Origin of the sequence: Streptomyces sp. NPDC056987 (genome assembly GCF_042673865.1) — a bacterium.
GTDB lineage: Bacteria > Actinomycetota > Actinomycetes > Streptomycetales > Streptomycetaceae > Streptomyces.
Window position 1 is genome coordinate 151,368 of record NZ_JBHURV010000004.1, and the last position, 22,154, is coordinate 173,521.

Annotated in this window: 23 protein-coding genes and 2 pseudogenes; 14 read left to right on the forward strand and 11 right to left on the reverse strand. The window is 68.9% G+C overall.

Going from position 1 to position 22,154, the window contains the following annotated elements; all coding sequences use genetic code 11:
- The first annotated feature begins 1 nt into the window (after position 1).
- Together ACFTZC_RS06720 and ACFTZC_RS06725 are read left to right on the forward strand one after the other, a co-directional pair.
- The gene (locus ACFTZC_RS06720) at positions 2–2,983 is read left to right on the forward strand and encodes an ABC transporter permease (protein ID WP_382887482.1); all 2,982 of its coding nucleotides are present in this window, start codon (positions 2–4) and stop codon (positions 2,981–2,983) included.
- Positions 2,980–4,017: an ABC transporter ATP-binding protein gene (locus ACFTZC_RS06725; RefSeq protein ID WP_382887484.1), complete on the forward strand. Its 1,038-nt coding sequence runs from the start codon at positions 2,980–2,982 to the stop codon at positions 4,015–4,017. The genes ACFTZC_RS06720 and ACFTZC_RS06725 overlap by 4 nt, the downstream gene beginning before the upstream one ends.
- A 96-nt stretch (positions 4,018–4,113) precedes the next feature.
- Here the strand turns inward: ACFTZC_RS06725 and ACFTZC_RS06730 are convergent, their stop codons facing one another.
- Positions 4,114–4,545, reverse strand: a complete 432-nt coding sequence (locus ACFTZC_RS06730) for a hypothetical protein (protein WP_382887485.1) — start codon at positions 4,543–4,545, stop codon at positions 4,114–4,116.
- Between the two features lie 111 nt (positions 4,546–4,656).
- Between ACFTZC_RS06730 and ACFTZC_RS06735 the strand changes: the two genes are divergently transcribed.
- From ACFTZC_RS06735 to ACFTZC_RS06750, 4 genes are all read left to right on the forward strand, one after another.
- Positions 4,657–5,112, forward strand: a complete 456-nt coding sequence (locus ACFTZC_RS06735; RefSeq protein WP_382887487.1) for a hypothetical protein — start codon at positions 4,657–4,659, stop codon at positions 5,110–5,112.
- 641 nt (positions 5,113–5,753) lie between these two features.
- A complete protein-coding gene (locus tag ACFTZC_RS06740; protein WP_382887488.1) occupies positions 5,754–6,629 on the forward strand; it encodes an NAD(P)-dependent oxidoreductase in 876 nt (291 codons plus the stop codon).
- A 77-nt stretch (positions 6,630–6,706) separates the two neighbouring features.
- A complete protein-coding gene (locus ACFTZC_RS06745; protein ID WP_382887490.1) occupies positions 6,707–7,174 on the forward strand; it encodes an NUDIX hydrolase in 468 nt (155 codons plus the stop codon).
- A gap of 176 nt (positions 7,175–7,350) precedes the next feature.
- Positions 7,351–7,629 carry a hypothetical protein gene (locus ACFTZC_RS06750; protein ID WP_382887492.1) on the forward strand — a complete coding sequence of 93 codons (279 nt, stop codon included), beginning with the start codon at positions 7,351–7,353 and terminating at the stop codon, positions 7,627–7,629.
- Positions 7,630–7,695: 66 nt separating this feature from the next.
- Here ACFTZC_RS06750 and ACFTZC_RS06755 read toward each other — a convergent pair whose 3' ends face one another.
- Together ACFTZC_RS06755 and ACFTZC_RS06760 are read right to left on the reverse strand one after the other, a co-directional pair.
- Positions 7,696–8,001 (reverse strand): hypothetical protein, encoded by a 306-nt coding sequence (locus ACFTZC_RS06755; RefSeq protein WP_382887494.1) that lies wholly within the window; start codon positions 7,999–8,001, stop codon positions 7,696–7,698.
- Between the two features lie 3 nt (positions 8,002–8,004).
- Positions 8,005–8,541: a hypothetical protein gene (locus ACFTZC_RS06760; RefSeq protein WP_382887496.1), complete on the reverse strand. Its 537-nt coding sequence runs from the start codon at positions 8,539–8,541 to the stop codon at positions 8,005–8,007.
- A gap of 109 nt (positions 8,542–8,650) precedes the next feature.
- On the opposite strand from ACFTZC_RS06760, the pseudogene ACFTZC_RS06765 reads away from it, so the two are divergent.
- Positions 8,651–9,065 (forward strand): annotated as a pseudogene (locus ACFTZC_RS06765) (TipAS antibiotic-recognition domain-containing protein); the annotation flags it as partial.
- Positions 9,066–9,080: 15 nt separating this feature from the next.
- On the opposite strand, the gene ACFTZC_RS06770 reads toward ACFTZC_RS06765, so the two are convergent.
- The 3 genes from ACFTZC_RS06770 to ACFTZC_RS06780 all read right to left on the reverse strand — a co-directional run bounded on the left by ACFTZC_RS06770 (position 9,081) and on the right by ACFTZC_RS06780 (position 11,265).
- Positions 9,081–9,932 (reverse strand): DUF1963 domain-containing protein, encoded by an 852-nt coding sequence (locus ACFTZC_RS06770; RefSeq protein ID WP_382887497.1) that lies wholly within the window; start codon positions 9,930–9,932, stop codon positions 9,081–9,083.
- A gap of 269 nt (positions 9,933–10,201) precedes the next feature.
- Complete coding sequence (locus tag ACFTZC_RS06775; RefSeq protein ID WP_382887499.1) at positions 10,202–10,420, reverse strand: DUF397 domain-containing protein; 219 nt, start codon at positions 10,418–10,420, stop codon at positions 10,202–10,204.
- Positions 10,417–11,265, reverse strand: coding sequence for a helix-turn-helix domain-containing protein (locus tag ACFTZC_RS06780; RefSeq protein WP_382887500.1), 849 nt, complete (start codon positions 11,263–11,265; stop codon positions 10,417–10,419). Before ACFTZC_RS06780 ends, ACFTZC_RS06775 begins: the two co-directional genes overlap by 4 nt.
- 192 nt (positions 11,266–11,457) lie before the next feature.
- Between ACFTZC_RS06780 and ACFTZC_RS06785 the strand changes: the two are divergent.
- The 3 genes and pseudogenes from ACFTZC_RS06785 to ACFTZC_RS06795 form a co-directional block, all read left to right on the forward strand.
- A pseudogene (locus tag ACFTZC_RS06785) lies at positions 11,458–11,808 on the forward strand (ATP-binding protein); the annotation flags it as partial.
- Between the two features lie 69 nt (positions 11,809–11,877).
- Entirely contained in the window at positions 11,878–12,093 is a 216-nt protein-coding gene (locus ACFTZC_RS06790; RefSeq protein WP_382887800.1) for a hypothetical protein, read from the forward strand.
- Positions 12,094–12,243: 150 nt separating this feature from the next.
- The gene (locus tag ACFTZC_RS06795) at positions 12,244–13,359 is read left to right on the forward strand and encodes an MrcB family domain-containing protein (RefSeq protein WP_382887503.1); all 1,116 of its coding nucleotides are present in this window, start codon (positions 12,244–12,246) and stop codon (positions 13,357–13,359) included.
- A gap of 68 nt (positions 13,360–13,427) precedes the next feature.
- Here the strand turns inward: ACFTZC_RS06795 and ACFTZC_RS06800 are convergent, their stop codons facing one another.
- From ACFTZC_RS06800 to ACFTZC_RS06810, 3 genes are all read right to left on the reverse strand, one after another.
- Entirely contained in the window at positions 13,428–14,048 is a 621-nt protein-coding gene (locus ACFTZC_RS06800; protein ID WP_382887505.1) for a HEPN domain-containing protein, read from the reverse strand.
- An 8-nt stretch (positions 14,049–14,056) separates the two neighbouring features.
- Positions 14,057–15,295, reverse strand: coding sequence for a DUF262 domain-containing protein (locus ACFTZC_RS06805; protein WP_382887507.1), 1,239 nt, complete (start codon positions 15,293–15,295; stop codon positions 14,057–14,059).
- A gap of 239 nt (positions 15,296–15,534) precedes the next feature.
- Positions 15,535–16,536: an SEC-C metal-binding domain-containing protein gene (locus ACFTZC_RS06810; RefSeq protein WP_382887509.1), complete on the reverse strand. Its 1,002-nt coding sequence runs from the start codon at positions 16,534–16,536 to the stop codon at positions 15,535–15,537.
- Positions 16,537–16,788: 252 nt separating this feature from the next.
- Between ACFTZC_RS06810 and ACFTZC_RS06815 the strand changes: the two genes are divergently transcribed.
- The 3 genes from ACFTZC_RS06815 to ACFTZC_RS06825 all read left to right on the forward strand — a co-directional run bounded on the left by ACFTZC_RS06815 (position 16,789) and on the right by ACFTZC_RS06825 (position 18,974).
- Entirely contained in the window at positions 16,789–17,109 is a 321-nt protein-coding gene (locus ACFTZC_RS06815) for a DUF6412 domain-containing protein (RefSeq protein WP_382887511.1), read from the forward strand.
- 129 nt (positions 17,110–17,238) lie between these two features.
- Positions 17,239–18,009 carry a YidC/Oxa1 family membrane protein insertase gene (locus ACFTZC_RS06820; protein WP_382887513.1) on the forward strand — a complete coding sequence of 257 codons (771 nt, stop codon included), beginning with the start codon at positions 17,239–17,241 and terminating at the stop codon, positions 18,007–18,009.
- 104 nt (positions 18,010–18,113) lie between these two features.
- Positions 18,114–18,974, forward strand: coding sequence for a fumarylacetoacetate hydrolase family protein (locus ACFTZC_RS06825; RefSeq protein WP_382887515.1), 861 nt, complete (start codon positions 18,114–18,116; stop codon positions 18,972–18,974).
- A 112-nt stretch (positions 18,975–19,086) separates the two neighbouring features.
- Here ACFTZC_RS06825 and ACFTZC_RS06830 read toward each other — a convergent pair whose 3' ends face one another.
- Together ACFTZC_RS06830 and ACFTZC_RS06835 are read right to left on the reverse strand one after the other, a co-directional pair.
- Complete coding sequence (locus ACFTZC_RS06830; protein ID WP_382887516.1) at positions 19,087–19,581, reverse strand: heme-degrading domain-containing protein; 495 nt, start codon at positions 19,579–19,581, stop codon at positions 19,087–19,089.
- On the reverse strand, positions 19,578–20,747 hold the full coding sequence (locus ACFTZC_RS06835) for a Gfo/Idh/MocA family oxidoreductase (protein WP_382887518.1): 1,170 nt from the start codon (positions 20,745–20,747) through the stop codon (positions 19,578–19,580). Before ACFTZC_RS06835 ends, ACFTZC_RS06830 begins: the two co-directional genes overlap by 4 nt.
- A gap of 109 nt (positions 20,748–20,856) precedes the next feature.
- Between ACFTZC_RS06835 and ACFTZC_RS06840 the strand changes: the two genes are divergently transcribed.
- Positions 20,857–22,098 carry an ROK family protein gene (locus ACFTZC_RS06840; RefSeq protein ID WP_382887520.1) on the forward strand — a complete coding sequence of 414 codons (1,242 nt, stop codon included), beginning with the start codon at positions 20,857–20,859 and terminating at the stop codon, positions 22,096–22,098.
- The last annotated feature ends 56 nt before the right edge of the window (positions 22,099–22,154 follow it).

The window sequence follows — 22,154 nt, forward strand, 5'->3', positions numbered from 1 at the left end:
CATGACCCGTGCGCACGAACCCGCCACCCCCGGACCCACCACTCCCGAACCCGCCACTCCCGAACCGCCTCGGAAAACCGGTGGCGCGCGCCCCGTCGCACCCTGGGTCCGCACCCGGCTGCGGACCGCGCCCGGGGTCGCCGCCGCCTTCGGGGCGCTCGTCCTGCTCACGGCCGTCCTCGCCGCCGCGTTCCCCCGGGCCGTCGACGCGTACGAGACCGACGGGCTGCGCCGCGAGATCGCCGGCACGCCCGCCACCGGCACCGTCGTGCAACTGACCGCTCCCCAGGCGGGCCTGGAGCTCCCCGAGCCCCAGCGGGTGGCCGCGATGCTCCCCGACGCGCTCGAAGCCGTGCACCGGCAGGCGGCAGCGAGCCTGCCGAGCCCGCTGCGGGTGGACCTCGGCCAGTCCGCCTACGGGGTACGCACCGGCGAGCCCCTGACCGGCACGGACCGCTGGCTGCCGCGCCCCGAGGGGTATCCGCCCCGCTTCACCCTGGCCACGCAGTCGGACGTGGCCGCGCACGCCACCGTACGGAGCGGACGCCTGCCGGCTGCGGGGCCGGGTGTCGGCCCGCGCACGACGGAGGTGGAGGCCGCCGTGACCACGGCGACCGCCCGCGAACTGCGGCTGCGCGTCGGCTCCGTACTCAACCTGAGCGACAGTTACGGGACACCGGCCCTCACCGTACGGATCACCGGCCTGGTCGAACCCCGCGCCCCCGGGGGAAGCTACTGGTCCGCCGAACCGCTCCTGCGCACCCCCGGGCTGAACGCCCTGCCGACCCTGCCGCCCGCGCTCCGCTGGGAGGCGGGGCTGCTGCTGGCGCCCGAGGCCGCGCCCGCGCTCCTCGGCACCCGTACGGAGGCGGAGAAGTACTGGCGCTTCGCCCCCGTCACCGGCGCACTGACCGCCGCGGACGCGGTGGAGCTCGGGCGGCGTACCGCGTCCCTGGAGAGCGGCCCCGACCTGCTGCGGATGCGGGAGATCGCGGGCGGGAACGCGGTCGTGCGGACCGGCCTCGGCGCGGTCGTCGGCTCCCACCTCGCGACGCGCGAGGAGATCGCGCGCGTGGTCGTCGTCGCGGCCTTCGGGATCGGCACCGTCGCCGCGGTCGTCCTCGCGATGGCGGGCGGTCTGATCGCCGCGGGCCGCACCGCCGAACTCGCCCTGCTGCGCTCACGCGGCGGCTCCCTGCTCGGCATCGGCGGCCGGCTGCTCGCCGAGAGCGCCGTGATCGCGCTGCCCGCCGCCGGGGCCGGGCTGCTGCTCGCGGTGCTCCTGGTGGACGGAACCGGGGCGGGGATCGGTGCCGGGCCCGGCGGCGCGACCGGGGTACGCCTGCTGCCCGCCGTGCTCGCCGCGTCCGCCGTCGCGCTGCTGGCCTGCGTGGTGCTCCCGCTGCGCGCCGTCCCGCCGCTGCGCAGGGCGCGTGCGTACGGGGGCCGCGAGGACCTGACGGCGGCCCGGCCGAGCCGCCGCCGTACCGTGGCCGAACTGACCCTGCTCCTGCTGGCCGTGGCCTCGGTGGCGGCGCTGCGCCGCAGAGGTACCTCGTCCGGTTCATCCGGCTCGTCGGGCTCGTCCGGCGGTGCGGGTGACCTGCTGGTGAGCGCGGCCCCCGTCCTGGTGGCACTGATCGCCGCGTTCGTCCTCGTACGGCTCTACCCGCTGCCCCTGCGCTACGCGGCCCGTCCGGCGGCGCGGCTGCGCGGGGCGATCAGTTTCCTGGCGCTGGCGCGCGCGGGCCGCTCCCCGGCGTCGTCGACCGCGCTGCCGCTGCTGGCCCTGCTCATCGCGCTGACGACGGCGGCGTTCGGCGGCTCCGTACTGTCCGGGATCACCGAGGCGCGCGACCGGGCCGCCCTGCTGGCCGTCGGCGCGGACGCGCGGATCTCCACCCCGCGCGACGCCCTGCCGCTGCCCGCCGGCGCGGAACGGGCGGCGCGCCAGGTGGACGGCGTACGGGACGTGGCGCCGGTACGGATCGACACGCTCGCGGAACCGGGACCGTCCACGGAGACCGACACCGGGACCGCGGGGACGGGGGCCGCGGCCGAGTTGCAGAAGCCCGTCACCCTGATCGGTGTCGAACCCGGCACGTACACCCGGCTGGCCCGGCACCTGGACCTCGGGGCGTTCCCCGCCGACGCGCTGACGGCGCCGGGCCAGGACGGCGTGGTGAACGCGGTGGCGTCCCCCGGCACCGCCGAGCGGCTGGGGACGGAGCCGCGCCGGATCGTCTCGTCGGCGGGTGAGATCACCGTACGGATCACCACGGTCCGGCCCCACACCCCGGCCGTCCCGCGCTCCGAATTCCTGCTGGTGGACAGCGCGGCCCTGACGGCGGCGGCACCGACGACCCTGCTGGTCACGGGAGACGGGCTGGACGGAGGCGAGCTGCGGGCGGCGGCGAAGGACGCCCGGGCCGGGGAGGACTCCAAGGACTCCGGGGCTTCCGCCTCCCCGAACGGGGCCCAGGACCCGGAGGTGAGCCTGCTGAGCGAGGAGCGGGCGGGGTTCACCGCGTCGCCGCTCCAGTCGGGCGCCGAACTGATCTACACCGTCGCCGTCCTGGCCGGCGCGGCCTACGCGGTCATCGCCCTCCTCCTCTCCCTCCTGCACACCGCGCCCGAACGCGGCGCCCTGCTCGCCCGGCTGCGCACCATGGGCCTCACCACCCGCCAGGGCCGTCAGCTGCTCGGCCTGGAGGCCCTGCCGCAGGCGCTGCTGGCCGCCGGGGGCGGTGTCCTCGTCGGCTGGTCCACCATCCGGCTGCTGGCCCCCGGCATCGACCTGGCCCAGCTCGCCGTGGCCTCCGCGTCCTCGGTGGGCGGCGTGACGCTCCGTACGGACGGCTGGTCCCTCGGGCTCCCGGCGGCCGGGGTGCTGCTCCTCGCGGGAGCGGTCGCCGCCGGTCAGGCATGGTGGGCGGGCAGACGCGGATCGATCACAGAACTGAGAGTGGGAGACGCGCGATGACGAAACCGACCCGGACCCCCGGCCCCGACCCCTCCGAGCCCACCCCCACCCTCAGCGAGCTGGAACGGCAGGCGACGGCGCACCGGGACCGTCCGTCCTACGGGCACGACGCGCTGATCACCTGCGACCGGCTGGTCCGGGTCTTCACCACGGACGGCGTGGAGGTCCAGGCGCTCCAGGGGCTCGATCTCACCGTCCAGGAAGGCGAGTTGATGGCCCTGGTGGGGGCGTCCGGCAGCGGGAAGTCCACGCTGATGAACATCCTCGCGGGCCTGGACGTCCCCACGGCCGGCGCGGCCGGGGTCGCGGGCCGCGATCTGCTCGCGATGGACGCGAAGGTCCGCCTGGAGTACCGCCGCGAGGTGGTCGGCTTCGTCTGGCAGCAGACGGCACGCAACCTCCTCCCGTACCTGACCGCCGTCCAGAACATCGCCCTGCCGATGCAGCTACGGGGCCGCGGCGGCCCGCGGGGCCCGAAGCTGCCGCGCGCCGCCCGGACGTCGAGGGCGAAGGGCGAGCGGGCGAGGGAACTCCTCGCGATGCTGGACGTGACCGACTGCGCGGACCGCCGCCCGCACCAGCTCTCCGGCGGCCAGCAGCAGCGTGTCGCGATCGCCGTGGCCCTGGCCAACTCCCCGTCCGTACTCCTCGCCGACGAACCGACCGGCGAGCTGGACTCGGCGTCGGGCGAGCAGGTCTTCGCGGCGTTCCGCCGGGCCAACGAGGAGCTGGGGACGACGATCGTGATCGTCACGCACGACCAGGCGGTCGAGGACGAGGTCCGGCGTACGGTCGCGATCCGGGACGGCCGTACGTCGTCGGAGGTCCTGCGGCGTACGGAGATCGACGCGGAGGGCCAGGAGTCGGTGGTGGCCCGGGAGTACGCGATGCTGGACCGGGCCGGCCGGCTCCAGCTGCCCGCGGAGTACACATCGGCGCTCGGCATGGAGCAGCGGGTGATGCTGGAGCTGGAGCAGGATCACATCCAGGTGTGGCCGGACGGCGGGCACGGGGCGGACGGGGCGACGCGCTGACCGGCCCGTGCCACGGCGGAGGCCCGCTTCCCGCCGCGAATGCGGCGGGGGCACGGCGGACGGCCCGCGCGCGGCGCGCAGGGGCCGTCGCGACTGTCAGTGGTCGTTGACGTAGCTCACGTAGTAGGAACCATTGCCGCCCGCGCCCTCGTAGTTGAGGGCGATCCGGGAGTACTCGGCCAGGTCGTACCTGCCGCCTTCGCTGGCCCTGTGTGTGGCGCAGGTGCCCTTGCCGCCGCTGGCCTTGAGCTTGTAGTGATCGATGTTGTTACTGATGTCCATGACCGCGACCCAGGCCGAGTGGCCGTTCTTGGACGTGTCGCACACCTTGATGATGTCCCCGCGCTCCTTCACGTAGACCGTGACTCCCTTGCCGGAGTACGTGTGGTCCCACGTGGCGGCGCCGGCGGTCGGCGCGGTGACCGTGGTCAGCCCGGTCAGGGCGGCGGCGCCGAGCAGTGCGGCGGCAGCGCGGCGGCCGAGACGGGCGCGCCTGGGGACGATGGTGGGTGTGGTGGTGTGAGACATAGGACCTCCCGTTGTGTGATGCAGTGATCACCCTATGAGCTGAGCGATGTCACGTCACAGCCGTGGCGGGCGTGTTGGCCGCGCGCACACCACTCCTTCACCGTCTCCACCATGTCCGAAGGCGCCGCGCTCAAGCACACCGTCACCACGTACGACCTGCCCGGCGAGATGACCGGCACCGGCGAGATCCGCAACGGGTTCGTCCACCTCCGCGTCGTCGCGGGCGTCGAGGCGACCGCGTCCTCGCCGGACACCTCTACGAGGCGGTCATCGGCACCCACTTCGCGCGCCTACGTCGTCCCCGCCCGCCGGGCGCTCCGTACCTCGGTGGCGAGGGCCCGGACCCGCTCAGGTGGCAGCGCGGCGGGATGCCGTACGGACACGGGCTCGCCCCGGCAGGCACCGCGCTCTCCGTCGACGAGCGCTTCCGGCCGCCCCGGCGCCCGGCAGCTCGCACATTCCAGGACGGCCACCACCGGCCCCGACGGCCCCGATGCCACCGGCACGGCCACCAACTCGGGCGGCAGCTTGGCCACGAGCCGCGACCCTACGAACCCGGCCGGATAATGAACGGGCACCGGCAGCCCACCGGTGAGGGCCCGCAGCACGTCCTCCTCATCGGCTCCCCGTACGAACCATTCGGCGGCCAGCGCCTCCAACTCGGCGCAGTCGGCGGCCGACAGTGACAGGGCGGGACACCGCCGCCCGACGGAGGCGAGCACGGCATAAGCCCGAGACCGCTCCGGCAACCGGGCCGGACGCCCGGCGGGGCCCACCGGGCCGGGCGTCGTGCCCGGGCCCGGTCGCGGAACCACGCGACCGCCCCCACCAGCAGCGCGGCGCCCAGCCCGTACAGGGGCAGCCACAGCGTCGTCGTGGCGGAGAGGCACTCGGCAACCGCCTTGCGGGCCTGGACCTGCTGCGCGAACGCCAGGGCGGCGCCGTCGCCGCCGGCCAGGTGCCCCGATACGGCGCCATGCCGGACGCGCCCGGAGCCCCCGCCCGGTCGGCGGGCTCCGGGCGCGGAGGCTGCCACCCGGGGCCCGAGTGGGTCGCCGGAGTAAGAGCTCGCGCGGACAGAGGCGATGGAGCAGCCCAGGAGGTACTTACTCACGGGTGCGTACCCGACTAAATGGTCCGTACTGGTCAACTCCACTGGCTGCGGAGAGGATCGAGCCGAAGGACAGACACGAGGGGGAGCGCACGAAATGACAACTGACAACAGCGTCCAGGTGAGTGTTCTCGGGCTGGGGGCGATGGGCAGCGCTCTCGCGGGCGCCCTGGTGAAGGCCGGATACGCGACCACATGCTGGAACCGCTCACCGGGGAAGGCGGATGACCTCGTTGCGCAGGGCGCCAAGGCCGCCGACACGGCCGGAGACGCGGTCCGGGCCGGCCGATTGGTGATCGCATGTCTGCTGGACCACGCGTCGGTCCATGAGGTGCTCGATCCGCTCTCCGATGTGCTGGCCGGACGAACCCTGGTCAACGTGACCACGACGTCACCTGCTCAGTCACGAGAGTTGGCCGACTGGGCCGCCCGAGCCGGGGTCGCGTATCTGGACGGCGGCATCATGGCCGTACCGGACATGATCGGCCGGCCTGGGGCATCGATCCTCTACAGCGGATCGGCCGATGTCTTCCATCAGTACAGGCCGCTGCTCGACCTATGGGGAACCAGTACCTGGTTCGGTGAGGATGCCGGGCTGGCGTCCCTGTACGATCTCGCCCTGCTCGCGGGCATGTACGTCATGTTCGCCGGATTCATGCACGGCGCCGCCATGGTTGCGCCGGCCGGAGTGACGGCGGGCGAGTTCGCTGCCAAGGCCACACCGTGGCTGACCGCCATGACCGGCGCCTTCCAAGGATTCGCCGCAGTCATCGACGGCGGGGACTACACCGTCGAAGGGCAGCAGAGCCTCCAGTTCTCCCACCTCGGTGACCTCCTGGCCGCCAGTTCCGACCAGGGCATCAGCACCGAGGTGGTCACCATGGTCCAGCGGCTCGTCCAACGCCAGATCGATGCGGGCCATGGGGAGGAAGGCTTCGCCCGAATCATCGAGAGCATCAAGCAACCGGGCTGAGAACTCGCGCATACCTGAGCGTTCGAGACCCTGGAGTGATCTTCGCGCCTGTCCGGGCGAGTTCTAAGGTCCGGGGTATGAGCTTCCGACTGGCGGCGTACGCCGTATGCATCGAGGACGGGCGGGTGCTGCTCGCCCGTCACGTACCGCCGAAGGGCGAGAGCACCTGGACCCTCCCGGGCGGCAGGGTCGAGCACGCGGAGGATCCGTTCGACGCGGTGATCCGGGAGGTCGCCGAGGAGACCGGCTGCGACGCCGTGGTGGACCGCCTGCTGGGTGTGGACTCACGGGTGATCCCTGCGGCCACCGCGCGGGCGGGAGTCGAGCACCAGAATGTCGGTGTCTTCTACCGGGTCCGTATCACCGGTGGCCGGCTCCGGCCCGAGCCGAACGGCGAAACCGCCGAGGCGGTCTGGACCCCGGTCCCCGAGGTCGCTTTCCTGCGGCGGTCATCGCTGGTCGATATCGGCCTCGCCCTGGCACAGACGCTTCCGCCAACCGGCCACACCGCTCCCGTCCCGGTGGGCGGCCTGATCCAGCACTGAGCCGCCGTCCCGCACAATGTGATGAACTGCCCTCAGATCACCGCTGGTCAAGAGGGGGAAACATGACTGCCCAAGCGTCGGCGCCGCACACACCCGATTCCGGGACTGCCGCACCGGAACGTGCCGAAGAGGACCGTCGGCAGGCACGCCGTAGGGAGGTGTGGTCGATCGCGTGGATGCTCCTGGCCCTGGTGATCTGGGGGGTGTTCGCTTGGCTGTTGATCGCCGATTACGGTCCCGATTACCGCGGCAGGCCTATGTGCCGGGGCCCGCTGATCGAGTTGCCGTCCGACAGCTTCCGGTGCCGCGACGCGTGGCGCGAGTGGCCCGCGCTGCTGGGCGTCCTCGCACTGGCGGTGCTGGCGACCGTTGTCGCGGCGGCGACAACGGTGTACGAAAGGCTCCTCTCCCGCCTGGCAGGCCGGAACAACCCCACAGCACAGTCGGGGAACTGAGCCCCCAACAGCCCGACAGCACGGCAACACCACCTATGGGTAACGGCGATCGCCTCGGGACGACGATCAGGTCTGGGTGTCGACATGGTCGAGGGCGGCGACAAGTTCCTCGACCAGCATCTGGTGCTGCGCTCGCTGGGTATGCCGTGCTGGGCTGGTCAGGACCAGCGTCTTTGCCGGCCCAAGAGCATCAGGGCCGGCGCCCAGCAGTTCGCGAGTGACGATGACGGAGTCCATCACGCCGACTCCACGCGCGCTGAGTATCTCCTGGATGGCTGCCATCTCCGTGCCCGTCGCGAGCAGGGGCCGGAGTTCGGCAGTCAGAGCCGCGAGTCGTGCAGCTCTCTCAGGATCGAGCCCGGTGAGTCCCATTGTTCAGTTCTCCTCGGCTTCCGGGTTCCGCTCGTCCACGGTGCCGGCCATGACGAGATTGGCGCTGACGGCCTGTTCGTCGTTGATTCCGATGCGCTGGAGGAAGGCCCACCGATCGAGCTGGGTGCATGCCCAGGCAGGGTCGTATGCCGCGGTGGGCAGCTGCGGGATGCGCTTGCGGCCCGTCTCGTCCAGTTTGTAGGGCTCCTCGAATGCGGTGTTCCACTTATGGAGGGCGGGGGTGTATCGCTCTCGGGCTTCGTCGGTGCTGATTCCCAGGTAGGCCGCGACCTGAGCCCACGAGCTGCCGCGTTCGACTTCGTAGATGACGGCCGAGACCAGGGTCTGTTCGGCCAGTTCGATGAGTTGCCGGGCTTGGCTGACACGACCGGCGAGCCCGGTGTCGGCATCGTGGCGGGTGCCCACCAGCCCGGCGGCGCCGTCAGCCACGTCCCTGGCGTGGTCGGAGAGCACGAGACGGGCCAGTCCATGGCGGGAGTACGCGGCTCGGTCATCGTCGTAGGGGGTCGTCTCGCGCATGAGGGACAGGGTTCCACAAGCGCATGTTCTGCGAATACCGGATATCGCGGCTCAGCGGCACCCGGCTGCTCACCGGCGGCTGACCTCGGCGGCGTACTCGGCGCCGAGGCCTTGGCGGAACCCGGACTGGGCCGTCCAAGCCCGTCAGCGCTACGGGGACACGACGCAATGGCGGCAGTACGCCGAAGGCTCGGCCTCGCGCGGCCCGGAGGAGTGGCAGGCCATCGCCGACACGATGACCGGCCTCGAACGCGCCCTGGGGGATGCGATGGACGCGGGCGTCACCCCTCCCTGGTAGCCCGGAGGCGAATCAGCTCGTCGACCGCCACCGCGAAGCGTTCGCCTCGTACTTTCCCCTCACCCGGCAGATGCAGGTCTGCCTCGGCCGCAGGTACGAGGCCGATCCGGACTTCGCCGCCCACTACAACGGCATCCACACCGGCCTCGCCACATGGTTCCGCCGCATCATCGACGCCGGCGCACGTGCCCCCGGCATCGACCCCGACACAGCGACCTGGCAGTAGCGCCGTGCACAGGCGTCAGGGGTTCGAGAAGACATCGGTGAACACGCGGTCGAAGCGCCGCGCGGCCAGGTCCTCGCGCTGGATCACCCAGTGGACGGTGGCGCTTTCATGGTCTCTGACGTCGCAGTACCAGTCGGCGAGGAGCACCCAGTCCTCGACGTCAGCCGAAACCGGTCCCTCCCACCGGCCCGCTTCCACCGACTTCACGGCCCAGCCCACAGCATGCGCGAGCGGGTCGGTGTAGACAGCCTCCTCGTCGGAGTATCCACCGATCTGGAGATCCTTCCCGATGGGGTACGAGCCGGACTCGATGCTCTCCCACACATCGACCAGTTCCTCGGCGCGGGGATGCCCGGGCAGCGATATGCACCCCTTGGAGACTTCGACCGCCGAGTGGTGAGGCAGCGACACATCGGTCGTCATCCGCATCGGCCCCTGAGGGAAGTCCTCGAACATCTCGCGGTATTCGTCCTCGTCGTCCTCGTTCCAGGAACACCTGTCCCGCTCCTCCACGGCCGTACCGGCGGGGACGTACACCACGCTGCCCATGCATTCGTAGTCGTAGCCGGTCGCGGGGAAGGCGAACAGCAGCAGTTGGCCGTCGGGAGGCAGGGAGAGGTCCGTCACGTCGGCGGGCAGCGCCGCGAGATCGACGGAGGCGACGAAGGGGGACAAGGGGTCCGCGGTACCGGCGGGAAGCAGGAGCGGCCCACCGAACCGCCCCACGACCGGCCCCTCCCCGCGCACCATCATCGTCGCGCACGGCCGGCCGGTGGCCACCCACCGCTCCACGTCGTCGGCGGGGATGCCCTTCGCGAGCGCCGCCTCACGGAAAGAACGTAACCGGTACTGCATCTCAGGAGTCATGGCAGAACCCTAGAAGGATGGTCTGACACTCCGCCCCCTCGAAGCCGCACCACCCCACCGACAAGCCGCCCGGTCCCTCGCCACGGCGAGCTCGGAGCGCCGCAGCGGGCGGCCAACCGCCCTCGCCGGGTAGGGAGGGTGGGTGGGAATCAACAACCAACCAATCCTTACAAGCAGGGCTCGACCCCCGAAGCTTGAGCCCCGGCCCGTCCACCACCTCGAAACCCCCAGCTCGCTCCCCCCGCATCCGCCGCCCCGACCCTCGAAGCTCAAGCTCCGAGATGTCCCCCGAGCCGCTGATGCCGCAACGCGCTCACGAACCCGGTCCAACTGGCCTGCCGAAAGACCAGCTGCGGCCCGTCAACGTCCTTGGAATCACGGACCCCTACTGCGACCGCTTCAGTGGACGCTACCTCTATGCACTCACCACCGGCACCGTTGCTGTAGCTGCTCTTCCGCCACTGGTCTCCTATGAGGGGCAGGGTCATCGAGCGTGATCCTCCATGGATGAGCGGATCAGCGAAGCTGATCTCTGCGGGCTCAGGGCGAGGGCCCTGAGGTGGTCGAACGCCTTGGTGTAGATGCTTACGTCCGTGGGGAGTTCGAGATAGACCGAGTCCGTCAGCCCTTCCCGATACACCATGTCGGGGTCCTCTTGCTCCGGGAAGCCGAGCACGGTGAAGGGGCCGGTACTTGGATAAGTCCCCGCGTCGTAGGGCAGTACCTGCACCGTAACGTTCCGAAGCTTCGCCATTTCCAGCATACGTTCGAGCTGGCGGGCCATCACCTGTCGATTCCCGATGACCTGCAAGATTGCGCTCTGATGCACCACCGCCCAGAAGTCGGGCGGACTGGCCTCGGTGAGTAGTTCCTGACGTCGCATGCGGACGTCGACGAGACGCGGGATGTCATCGGGCGACAGGTCTGGGGTGACCCGACTCAGCTCAGAGGCGTACTCGGCTGTCTGCAACAAGCCAGGGATGAACTCGCCCTGGTAGGTCCGCAGACTGCTGACAGCCTGTTCGAGTCCCACGTAGACAGAGAACCAAGACGGCACGGCGTCGCCGTGCGCATGCCACCAACCTTTGGTCTTCGACTGCTTCGCAAGAGCCTTCAGTAGTTCGCGCAGCTCGTCCGAGGTTCCGTAGAACCGACACAGCGCATCGACGTCCGATGGCTGCACCCGTCCCTGGCCTGTCTCCAGCCGGTTGACTTTGGAGCCGCTCCAGTCCAGCTCCTTGCCGACTTGATTGCAGGTCAGGGCGTGTTCCTCGCGCAACTTCTTCAGCTCGATCGCCAGCCGACGACGGCGTGCAGTAGGTGATCCGGCCACTTCAACTCCTCATGACACAGGGGAGGTTCCATCCCATCCGAAAGGGAGTGACCCGCCAATCACTCGTTGGAGGGAATCCTCTCGTGCACATTGCATATCGGGACGCGCGACTGTCATCCTCACACAACACGTAACTGTCCGTACGCGGAACGGCGGAAGGTGAGGCTCATGTCCCCTGACCATCACGGCTGCATGCAGAGAAAACCTTGGGAGGTTCCGTTCCTGGCGGAACCGAGAGAGGTTGCCGGCCTGCGGCGAGTGCTCCAGATGCACATGAATTTCTGGGGCTTGCCTGAAGTCATCGCAGCTGCTCAGGTCTGTGTCAGCGAGATGGTCACCAACGTCATCAGACATGTTGGTGACGGGACTCCGGCAACCCTCGCGGTCTCGATACAAGGCACCCACGTGCGCCTCGAACTCCGCGACCCGGCTCCCCGCGCGCTCCCTACTCTGCTCGCTCCTTCCGAGGACGCGGAGTCGGGACGCGGAATGTTGCTGGTGGACGAACTCGCGGATCGATGGGGAATCACACTCCGCCCAGACGCGAAGGTCGTGTGGTGCGAACTCGCCACTACCTTGACCTCGCCCTCGGGCCACACGGGTGGCCCCCGGGTGACCCGAAGTGAAGCGCTCCTCACCTCCTACGCGGCAAGACGCCCCCTGGGCGCCGAGACGAACAGCCCGCTCTCGGTAGCGGTGGCGGAAGAGGTGGCGATCGACATGATCGCCGACCTCCTCCACTGGCTACGGGCCCACGGCTGCGACCCGGACGAAGCCCTCGACCGTGCTCAGACCCACTACGAGGCGGAGTTGGACGAAGCCAGTTGAGGCGTTGCAGCTGACCAGCAGGGTTGAAAGAACCCTACGGACGGACTCGTTGGAGCGCCTACCAGCAGCGTTCGACCGCCGGGTTGTGCGTGTCAAGCGACGCCGGTCAATCTGATCGAAAAACGTGCTGCCTTGTTCTAGGTTTGCACCATGGGCATACACGGGCTGCTGCGCGAAGTTGCTGACACGTACGACGCGAACGCAGGGGCGAAGAGGGACGTTGTGGGGCAGCGGGTGCTGAGGGGGGTTGCGCAGAGGTCAGACTTGTTGCTCCCGCCAGGGCTCTTCGCGAAGGGGTACGGGGGGCAGACAACTCCCGCTGCGACACCGTGGATTGGAGTGTTTGACCCTGACGTTAACAAGGAACCGGGAAAAGGGCTGTATCTGGCCTACATTTTTAGCGCTGATCTTCAGACAGTGACGCTGACCCTCCAGCAGGGCATCACACATCTGGAGGACCGGCTAGGTAGAGGGCAAGCACGTCAGGCACATCTTCGGCGTCAAGCAGCCCGACTTCGTAGAGCGGTGGCCGCGCAGCGAAGGATTGGATGGGTTGACGAGCCTGAGTTGCGGCATCATGCCGATCGGCCGAAAGCCTACGAAGCGGCGAGTGTGATCGCTCGCCGCTACGAGACAACAGCTCTTCCTGGTGAGGAAGTTCTGCGGGAGGACCTCGTACATGCGGCAGAGCTACTCAAGCGGACTTATGTGGCAGATCGCTTGTGGTGGTTTGAGGATAAGTCAAGTCTGTTCGATGTGAACTATGCGCCTGACGGCCATGTTGTGAGTGAAGATGATCCGCTCGCGGGTTTTAAACCCAAGGACAGTTCAGACTACATCGCGAATATCAAGGAGCGGCAGCAGGTGAAAAAGCGTCACCATGAGGCTCTTATCGAGTCGTTCGGGATTCATGTAACGTCATGTGGGTTCAGGCCGACAACGAAATTGATGCACCCTAAAGATCTTGTGTTGCATCGCCAGGGTCAGGATTCAATTACCGGTGATGAGTGGTTGGTGGAGGCGAAGGTTATTCGTGGCGGCAATCCCACGGAGGCTGTCCGGCAGGTTGTTGGGCAGCTTTACGAATATAGTCACTTTCTTTATCGCGAGCGAAGGAAGAGTGAGCCCTATCTCGTAGGCCTATTCACTGAGGGGGTTGGTGTTTACTCGGGCTATTTGGAGAAAAGGGGAATTGCTTCAATCTGGCGAGATGGCGGAGGTTGGAGAGGGTCGCCTCTCGCTGAAGGGTGGGGGATGACTGGATGAGTTTGCATTGTCGGTAGTCAACTGCTTGTCGGTTTGCTGAAAACGGCATAAGTGAATCGAGTTCCTCTTTATTTGAATTCCATCTGTGCATCGATTTCGCGAAACCCCTCCAGTACCACGGTTACCGTCTTAAGTTCATTTTGTGGATTTGGTTGCACTTGCAGTTTTGACGTTTTGTGGGCGGTGTCCCCTCGTGCTGTGGCCCAGGTCTCTGTGGCGCTTAGCCATCCAGAATCTATTTCTGTTTCCTGGAAGCCAATTGGCAGGAGCATGCGGAGGAGATTTTTCTCCTTTATTCCATGATTTTGATTGCGTGCGTAGCGGTGAAGATCGCTTCGTGCGGTTTGTATGCGTGCTTCTAATAGTGAAGAATATTTGCCTCTCTTGGAGACCACCTCGGTCAGAGACCCTGGGATCGGTGAGGTCGATTCTCTGTGTGCCATTATCGCCAAGAGACTTGTGGAGATCACTCCACTAGATTTCCAGCCGGAAACGGCATCATCGACAACCTCGATGACACGATCTTCGATGAATGACTCAAATTCCGCATGGGTGAGAACCCTGAAGGCTCGCGTAAGTTCGTAGACGTTTTCATCGTAAAGGCCCGTCGGGTCGAATTCTACTGGTAGGAAATGATGGCGTAGCTCTTTTATTCTTTTTTCTAGCTCCTCGAAACGTGAAGATGCCATCTCTGCTCCTATGGGACGAGCCGATTGTCGCGGAGCTCGGGGATGCGCACTCGCGTTTCAATTGCATCGCTTAGGGATTCGCCCCAAAGGGACAGTCGTCGATGAGTGGCGATGGGTGTCTTGGTGGTTGTCTGGATCGACTCGACAAAACGCTGATTGTTGTCGCACAAATCCCGGAAGGCTGCTTCGACCTGGGCCGCGCAAGATACAGCCTTAGAGCGCACTGCCTGGTCGGAGAAATAGTAAGTCATGACGTCGAAAACGGCCCTGTTGAACCGTCCTTCGTATTTGCCGTTGGCCCAACGGTAGAATGAATTATCGCCGAATATCTTGAACGTGGCCTCAATGGTTCTATCGCAGTTCTGTCCGACTTGCTTGATGTGGGACTCTTCTTTTGACCACTGGGCATTCAGGAGGTTTACGGTGTCATCGAGGAACTTTTTCAGATTTCCTGTGTACTCGTCCAGTGTGAACTGAAATCCAAAATATCTTAGGAGTACCTCAACATCTCGCATTCGGAAATCTGGCTTGTCTATGCGCAGTGCCGCCCGTAGCCATTCGCTGTCAGACGCAAAATCATCCAGATAATCCGTGAATGGGCCTGGATGTAGTGCTTGTCGGAGTTCCTGGGGGGACAGCTTGACGCTACCTGTGTTTAGTCGGAGAAAGACCAGATTGAGGAAATCTTCATTAGGCCATCGCCGCACAACAACTGTTCGAATTGTCTCGTTAAGGAACGAATTTAGGTCGTCTACATAGGAGTCATCGCTCTCCATCTTCTTGAGGGTGGCGAGTCGTAGATCTTCGCGCACTTCAAGACCCGTTAGGGAAAACCCCCTGAAGCCCTCTTCCTCTTCAGAGGCCGCGAAGGATGACCCTGCCGCGAACTGTCGGAGAGCCAAGAGGCGCTGCTTCCCGTCTAGTACGATGAATTTTCCGCGTCGATTCTTGTCTTCGGCAAGGACGATCTGTGGGATCGGCAGCCCGAGAATTAGGGATTCAATGAATCGACTCTTTCTCGGTTTATTCCATGCGTCCCGTCGTTGGAATCGTGGGTTAAGCTGAATGTTGCCTCGACGCAACTGGCTCAAAATGGTTTCGGCTGTCCAGTCCGTGTCTGTGACCACGGCTCGTGTAACTTCCTCTGAGGTCACCGCCGCAGCTGCGTCGTCTTCTTCTCCGTCTGCGTCGTCCCAGTCGGGCTCGTTGTGATTAGCCACGTTGCTCCTAGCCTCTACAGATCTCATCCACGTACATCTGAACCTCGCGACTGGCTAGTTTGGCAGACCCGATCCTCCAAGAGGAAGGATTTAGCCCCTGCTCTTTAGTGGCAGCTGGCGGGCCTCTGGCTGGTAGCTTCGGTTAGCGTCGCGGGCACGCGGTTGCGGCCCCTGCCTTTCAACTCAGCCGTCCGGCCCTCACTTCGACGTGAGGTCAGGGACTGGCTTCGGAAGCAGGCCGGAAACCGCCTTTGAGGGGCGCGGCGTCAACTTACCCCGTGGCAGTCCCGGTAAGCCTTGGTCGAGCCGCACCAGCAGGCCGCGTTGCGGGACGGTGGCCATGGGGTGGCTCGGCCTCGGGCGGCCAGGGTGGTGGCGTAGAGGGGGAGCAGGGTGGGCTGGGTGGGGGAGGACTGTTCGGAGGCTGCGAAGGCTTCGTACGAGGGGACCGTCGCCGTGACGATGCCCAGGTTCGGGGTGCCCGTGGCGGCGAGGTCGCGGAGGGCGGCTTCGAGTTGGGTCAGGTGGGCCTCGTGCGAGGGGTACTCGGCGGTGAGGGTGGGGTACGCGGCCAGGAGTTCGGCCAGTTCCCCAGCCGGCCAGTGCAGGAGCGCCACCGGGAAGGGGCGGGACAGGGCGGTGCGGTAGGAGCCCAGTTCGGCGCGGAGGCGGGTGATCTCGGCCTGGAGCTCGGCGGGGTTGTCGGAGCCCAGGGACCAGAGGCGCTTCGGGTCGTGAAGCTCGTCCAGGGGGACCGCCGCCGGGTTGACGCGGTCGGCCAGGGCGTCCCAGGTGTCGTGGTCCAGGCCCAGCAGGCGGCGTACGCGGTGGCGGCCGATCAGGAGGGAGTGGGTGGGGTACGGGACTTCCTCGCCCGGGGCGAGGAGGAGGTTCAGGGCGCTGGTGAACGAGTCGTGGGCCGCCTCCAGCTCGTCGTGGGACTCCAGGGTCTCCGCGACGATCTCCCAGGGCGCCGGGTCCAGCGGGGCCGCGGTGCGCAGTCCTTCGATGATCGCGCGGGCCTCCGCCTCGTGGCCGTACTCCCACAGGTTGGCGGCCTGGAGCGCCTTCACGAGGTGCGGGTGTTCCGGGGACGCCGCGAGGAGGGTGTCGTAGAGGCCGGTGGCGCGTTCGCGGTCGCCGGCGAGTTCCAGGTGGGCCGCCGCCCGGAGGAGCAGGGGCTCGTGGTCCTCGGGGTACCGCTCGGCGGTGCGGAGCAGGCGCTCGGCTTCCGCGGTGTGGTCGGCAGGCAGCATGTCGGGGCGCATGGTCCACACCGTACTGCCGTACCGGGCACGGGTGGAGGGCAAGGGGACCGGGCGCGGGGGACGGGTCGGACCGGCGGGGCCGTGGAGCGGGTTCGCCGGGCTTCCGCCGCTCCTCCGGGGGCCGTTACCGGGCGCTGCCGGGGGTCGGGGGGCGGGGCATTCTCCTTCTTCTGTACGACTCGGTGCCGACAGGTCATCGTGTATAACGAAGAGGACGTGGTGGACGGAGCGGAAAGCGGAGGAGGCAGGCATATGGTCCGCAGTGCGCTGCGCCTGCTGCGCCCCGCCGTGCTCCTGATCTTCCTCCTCGCCGAGTTCCTGCTCCTCGACGCGGGCAGCCTCTCCGCCGCCGTCGCGCTCGCCGCGACCGCCACCGCCACCGCGGGCTCCGCGCTCGTCGTCTGCGCCGTGATCAGCGCGCGCTCCGTGCCCGCCCAGCCCCGGCACCGGGTACGGACGGCCATCCGCGACCGCGAGCAACGTACGGCCTTCCTGCCCCAGCGCGATCCCGACGCCTCCGGCCGCACCCGGCCCCGAGCCCCCGGGCGTACGGTGCCGGCGGCCTTCGCGTAGGGATCCCTCGCACCCCGGCCCCGGGCGGTTCACGCCCGGGTCTCCCCACGCGGGTCGTCATGCCTCGCTGCCGCCGCCATGCCGCAGCGTCCTTCGTCCGGCACGACGAGACCCCCGGAGGGCTCCCTCTTGTCCGCGTTCATGTCCGTATTCGCCCACCTGGTCGGCCAGCTAGCCGAGCTGCTCCAGCCGCTGTTCCACGCGGGCGCCGCCGCCGCGGCGATCGTCCTGTTCACCGCGTGCGTACGGCTCGCGATCCACCCCCTGTCGCGGGCCGCCGCCCGCGGGCAGAAGGCGCGCACGAAGCTGGCGCCGCAGATCGCCGAACTGCGCAAGAAGCACGGCAAGAACCCCGAGCGCATGCAGAAGGCGCTCATGGAACTGCACACCAAGGAGAAGGTCTCGCCACTCTCCGGCTGCCTGCCGAGCCTGGCGCAGATGCCCGCGTTCTTCCTGATGTACCACCTCTTCTCCAGCCGCGAGATCGGCGGCGAGGCCAACGAACTCCTCGGCCACTCCCTCTTCGCCGCGCCCCTCGGCGGCCGCTGGACGCACGCGCTCGCCGACGGCGGCGTCCTCGGCGGCGCCGGGCTGGTCTACCTGGCGCTCTTCGCCATCGTCGCCGGTGTCGCCACCTTCAACTACCGGCGTACGAAGGCGCAGATGGCGAACGCGCCCGCGATGCCGGCCGGCCCCGACGGGCAGCAGGTGCCCGGCCTCGGCGCGATGACCAAGATGATGCCGCTGATGTCCTTCGCGACGCTCTTCACCGTCGCCGTCGTGCCGCTCGCCGCCGCGCTGTACGTGGTGACCAGTACGACCTGGACGGCCGCCGAGCGGTACTTCCTCTACCGGGACATGCCCGTCGCGGGCGCCCTCGCCCCCGGCACCGCGATGTGAGGGGGCGGGCCGGGCGTCCACGGGGTGGTCGGGGGGTTGCCCTCGATCCCGCGTAATGATCGGATGTATCGCAGATCCGGCCGAGGAGAAGGAGACCAGGGACCATGAAGCTGCTGCGTGTCGGTACGCCGGGGGCCGAGCGCCCGGCGCTGCTCGACCAGGACGGGACGACGCTCCGGGACCTGTCCGGGCTCGTCGGCGACATCGACGGGGCGCTGCTCGCCGACGACGCCGCGCTGGACCGGATACGGCAGGCCGCCGCCGGTGGCGAGCTGCCGGTGATCGACGGCGCGGGAACGCGCGTCGGGCCGCCGCTCGGCCGAATCGGCAAGATCGTGTGCATCGGGCTGAACTACCACGACCACGCCGCCGAGACCGGCGCCGAGATCCCGGCCGAGCCGATCATCTTCTTCAAGGCGCCGGACACAGTGATCGGACCTGATGACACCGTTCTCGTCCCCCGGAACAGCGTGAAGACCGACTGGGAGGTCGAGCTCGCCGTCGTCATCGGGCGCACCGCGCGCTACCTCGACTCGGCGGAGGACGGCCTCGCGCACGTCGGCGGCTACGCCGTCGCGCACGACGTGTCCGAGCGCGCGTTCCAGATCGAGCGCGGCGGCACGTGGGACAAGGGCAAGAACTGCGAGACGTTCAACCCGCTGGGGCCCTGGCTGGTGACCGCCGACGAGGTCGGCGACCCGCAGGCGCTGGGGCTCAGGCTCTGGGTCAACGGGGAGCTGAAGCAGGACGGGACGACCGCCGAGCAGATCTTCGCCGTCGGGGAGGTCGTACGGTACGTCAGCCAGTTCATGACCCTGTATCCCGGCGACGTGATCAACACCGGGACCCCGGCGGGCGTGGCGATGGGCCGGCCGGAGCCGAAGCCGTATCTGCGGGCGGGCGACGTGGTGGAGCTGGAGATCGACGGGCTGGGGCGGCAGCGGCAGGAGTTCAAGGACGCCTGACCCGCCTGCCCGCCGATCCGCCGCCGTGCGGACGCGGGGCAAGGGGGTACGGGGGTACGGGGGTACGGCAACAGCTTGCCGTACCCCCGTACCCGCGCCGCCGTGCGGTGCCTCAGTCGCGGCGCAGCTTCTCCAGCGCCTCCACCACCAGCGCGTGGTCCTCGACCTGCGGCAGGCCCGAGACCGTCACCGAGCCGATGACGCCCGCGCCCTCCACGGTGATCGGGAACGAGCCGCCGTGCGCCGCGTACCGGTCCGGGTCCAGGCGGGAGGACTCCTCGAACGTGGTGCCCCTGGCGCGGCAGCGGGCGCCGACCAGGAGCGAGGCTGCTCCGTACCGCTCCACGACCCGGCGCTTCCGGTCGATCCACGCGTCGTTGTCCGCCGTCGAGCCGGGCAGCGCGCAGTGGAAGAGCTGCTGCGTGCCCCGGCGGATGTCGATCGCCACCGGCGCGTTCCGGGCGCGCGCCAGCTCGACCAGCAGGGTGCCCAGCTCCCAGGCGGTCTCGTGGGTGAAGTGGCGGAACGTCAGGCGGGCTTCCTGGCTCTCCAGTGCGGCGACCGTAGGGGCCGTGACGGAAGTGGGGGCCGTGGGCGTGGCGTTCATGAGTGGGGGGCCTCCTGGGCCTCGGCGGTCTGCGGAGTGGTGTGCTCCGGGGCGGTCTCCGTAGTGGTGTTCACGGGGTGTTCCAGGGTGACGGTGACGCCCTCCTGTGCCGAACGCACCGCCGCCTCCAGGACATCGAGCGTCGCCGCCGCCTCGTACGCGGTCACCGGCGGCGGCGTGCCGTCGCGCAGCGCAGCCGCGATCGCCGCGTAGTACGCCGGATAGTCGCCCGGCTCGGTCTCCACCGGGTGGCCCCCGCCGGTCAGCGGTGAGTCGCCCGCGCCGAGCCGGCCCCACAGCGACTCCGGCTCCAGGCCCCAGCCCGCCGCCCGGCCGCCGCCGGGGCGCCGGCCGTCGCGCAGGTCCGCCTCCTGGGGGTCGAGGCCGTACTTCACGAACCCCGCCTTCGAGCCCAGCACCCGGAAGCGCGGGCCGAGCTGGGCCGTGGTGGCGCTGGCGTACAGGTGTGAGCGGACACCGTTCGCGTGCGTGAGCGCGAGGAAGGTGTCGTCGTCGGTCTGGGCACCGGGGCGCCGTACGTCCGCCTCCGCGTAGACCCGTACCGCCGGACCGAAGAGCACCAGCGCCTGGTCGACCACATGGCTGCCCAGGTCGTACAGCAGCCCGCCGATCTCCTCCGGCGCGCCCGACTCGCGCCAGCCGCCCTTGAGCTGCGGGCGCCAGCGCTCGAAGCGGGACTCGAAGCGCTGTACGTCGCCGAGCCGGCCCGTGCCGAGAAGGCGGGTGAGGGTGAGGAAGTCGTTGTCCCAGCGGCGGTTCTGGAAGACGGAGAGCAGCAGCCCGCGTTCCTCGGCCAGCGCCGCGAGCCCGCGCGCCTCGGCGGCGGTGCCCGCGAGGGGCTTGTCCACGACGACCGGCAGTCCGGCCTTGAGCGCGGCCGTCGCGATCGGGACATGCGTCCTGTTGGGGGAGGCGATGACGATCAGGTCCAGCTCGTCCGCCCGCTGCCACAGCTCCTCCGGCGTCGCCGCGAACCGTACGTCCGGGAACTCGGCCCGCGCCTGCGCCCGGCGTTCCTGGGCGGCGGTCACGACCGTGTCGAGGACGAGTCCTTCGGTGGCGGCGATCAGCGGAGCGTGGAAGACGGAACCCGCGAGGCCGTAGCCCACGAGTCCGACGCGCGGAGGGGTGCCGGTACCAGTCATGCAACCACTTAAGCAACGGCGTTTCCAAAGTGCAAGAGCGGTGGACAATGGCGGATGTGAGCAGAAGAACGGGGGCCGGTGCGGGTATGGGCGGGGACATGGGGTGCGTATGAGTGTGGGTGTGGGTGTGGGCGAGGGCATGCGTGATGCGGGTGGTACGAGTGGTACGGGTGGTGTGCGCGGTACGGGCGGTACGGGTGGCTCCGGGGCCAATCTGCCGGTGCTGCGCGGGTACAACTCCGCGCTCGTGCTCGACCTGCTCCGCGCGGCGGGCGAGGGCGGCATCAGCCGGCTTGAACTCGCCGAGCGCACCGGGCTCACCCCGCAGGCCGTCAGCAAGATCACGGCGCGGCTGCGGGCGGAGGGCCTCGCGGCCGAGGCCGGACGCCGCGCCTCCACGGGCGGCAAGCCCAGGACCGTGCTGAGGCTGGTGCCCTCGGCCGCGTACGCCGTCGGGCTGCACCTCGACCGGGACGAGCTGACGGCGGTGCTGGTGGATCTGGCCGGCGCGCCGGTCGCCGTCCGCCAGGTCCCGTTCGACCTGGGCGCGGGCGCGGAGAAGGTCGTCGAGACGGCGGCGGCACAGGTCGAGGCCGTACGGGGCGGGCCGGGCGGGTGCGATGGGGGCGCCGGGCCGCTGGGGGTCGGGCCGCTGGGGGTCGGGGTCGCGATGCCGGGGCCGCTCGACCACACGACCGGTGTGCCCCGCCGGGTCACCGGCTTCCCGCAGTGGGAGGGCTTTCCGCTGCGGGACGCCCTGGCCGCCCGGCTCCGGCTGCCCGTCGTCCTCGACAAGGACACCAACGCCGCCGCGCTCGGACTCGCCCTGCGCGGGCACGCCGGAACCGGGGGTCCGGAGGTTGCCGGGGATGCCCCGGGGGCCGGGGACTCGTTCGCGTACCTCCATCTCGGTACGGGGCTGGGCGCCGGGCTCGTACTCGGCGGCGCGCTGCACCGGGGCGCGCACACCGGTGCGGGGGAGTTCGGGCACCAGGTCATCCAGCTCGACGGGCCGCTCTGCGACTGCGGCAACCGGGGCTGCGTCGAGGTGCTCTGCCTGGCCGCCGTCGCGCGCGGCGACCTGGCGGAGGCGGCGCGGGTCCTCGGCGCGGGCGCCGCGAACCTCGTCGCCCTGCTCGACATCGAGCGCGTTCTGCTCGGCGGCCGGACGATCGCCGCGCACGAGGAGCGTTTCGTACGGGGCGTACGCGCCGTGATCGCCGAACGCGCCGGGGGCGCGGGCATCCCGGTGGAGCTCGCCGGGGGAGGCGCGCACGCGGTCGCGGAGGGCGCGGCGCAGCTGGTGCTCGCGCCGGTGTTCGGCCGACGGCGAGCCGCACTGGCCCAATGAGGTGTATTCGTATGACTTTCTGACTGGTATGTGGGGTGGCGTGGCCGGTCGGAGCC

What these genes read in the sequence shown, in the direction of transcription:
- ACFTZC_RS06720 (WP_382887482.1), top strand. Translation starts at nt 2, where the DNA reads ATGACCCGTGCGCACGAACCCGCCACCCCCGGACCCACCACTCCCGAA.
- ACFTZC_RS06725 (WP_382887484.1), top strand. Translation starts at nt 2,980, where the DNA reads ATGACGAAACCGACCCGGACCCCCGGCCCCGACCCCTCCGAGCCCACC.
- ACFTZC_RS06730 (WP_382887485.1), bottom strand. Translation starts at nt 4,545, where the DNA reads ATGTCTCACACCACCACACCCACCATCGTCCCCAGGCGCGCCCGTCTC.
- ACFTZC_RS06735 (WP_382887487.1), top strand. Translation starts at nt 4,657, where the DNA reads ATGTCCGAAGGCGCCGCGCTCAAGCACACCGTCACCACGTACGACCTG.
- ACFTZC_RS06740 (WP_382887488.1), top strand. Translation starts at nt 5,754, where the DNA reads ATGACAACTGACAACAGCGTCCAGGTGAGTGTTCTCGGGCTGGGGGCG.
- ACFTZC_RS06745 (WP_382887490.1), top strand. Translation starts at nt 6,707, where the DNA reads ATGAGCTTCCGACTGGCGGCGTACGCCGTATGCATCGAGGACGGGCGG.
- ACFTZC_RS06750 (WP_382887492.1), top strand. Translation starts at nt 7,351, where the DNA reads ATGCTCCTGGCCCTGGTGATCTGGGGGGTGTTCGCTTGGCTGTTGATC.
- ACFTZC_RS06755 (WP_382887494.1), bottom strand. Translation starts at nt 8,001, where the DNA reads ATGGGACTCACCGGGCTCGATCCTGAGAGAGCTGCACGACTCGCGGCT.
- ACFTZC_RS06760 (WP_382887496.1), bottom strand. Translation starts at nt 8,541, where the DNA reads ATGCGCGAGACGACCCCCTACGACGATGACCGAGCCGCGTACTCCCGC.
- ACFTZC_RS06770 (WP_382887497.1), bottom strand. Translation starts at nt 9,932, where the DNA reads ATGACTCCTGAGATGCAGTACCGGTTACGTTCTTTCCGTGAGGCGGCG.
- ACFTZC_RS06775 (WP_382887499.1), bottom strand. Translation starts at nt 10,420, where the DNA reads ATGACCCTGCCCCTCATAGGAGACCAGTGGCGGAAGAGCAGCTACAGC.
- ACFTZC_RS06795 (WP_382887503.1), top strand. Translation starts at nt 12,244, where the DNA reads ATGGGCATACACGGGCTGCTGCGCGAAGTTGCTGACACGTACGACGCG.
- ACFTZC_RS06800 (WP_382887505.1), bottom strand. Translation starts at nt 14,048, where the DNA reads ATGGCATCTTCACGTTTCGAGGAGCTAGAAAAAAGAATAAAAGAGCTA.
- ACFTZC_RS06805 (WP_382887507.1), bottom strand. Translation starts at nt 15,295, where the DNA reads ATGAGATCTGTAGAGGCTAGGAGCAACGTGGCTAATCACAACGAGCCC.
- ACFTZC_RS06810 (WP_382887509.1), bottom strand. Translation starts at nt 16,536, where the DNA reads ATGCGCCCCGACATGCTGCCTGCCGACCACACCGCGGAAGCCGAGCGC.
- ACFTZC_RS06815 (WP_382887511.1), top strand. Translation starts at nt 16,789, where the DNA reads ATGGTCCGCAGTGCGCTGCGCCTGCTGCGCCCCGCCGTGCTCCTGATC.
- ACFTZC_RS06825 (WP_382887515.1), top strand. Translation starts at nt 18,114, where the DNA reads ATGAAGCTGCTGCGTGTCGGTACGCCGGGGGCCGAGCGCCCGGCGCTG.
- ACFTZC_RS06830 (WP_382887516.1), bottom strand. Translation starts at nt 19,581, where the DNA reads ATGAACGCCACGCCCACGGCCCCCACTTCCGTCACGGCCCCTACGGTC.
- ACFTZC_RS06835 (WP_382887518.1), bottom strand. Translation starts at nt 20,747, where the DNA reads ATGACTGGTACCGGCACCCCTCCGCGCGTCGGACTCGTGGGCTACGGC.
- ACFTZC_RS06840 (WP_382887520.1), top strand. Translation starts at nt 20,857, where the DNA reads ATGAGTGTGGGTGTGGGTGTGGGCGAGGGCATGCGTGATGCGGGTGGT.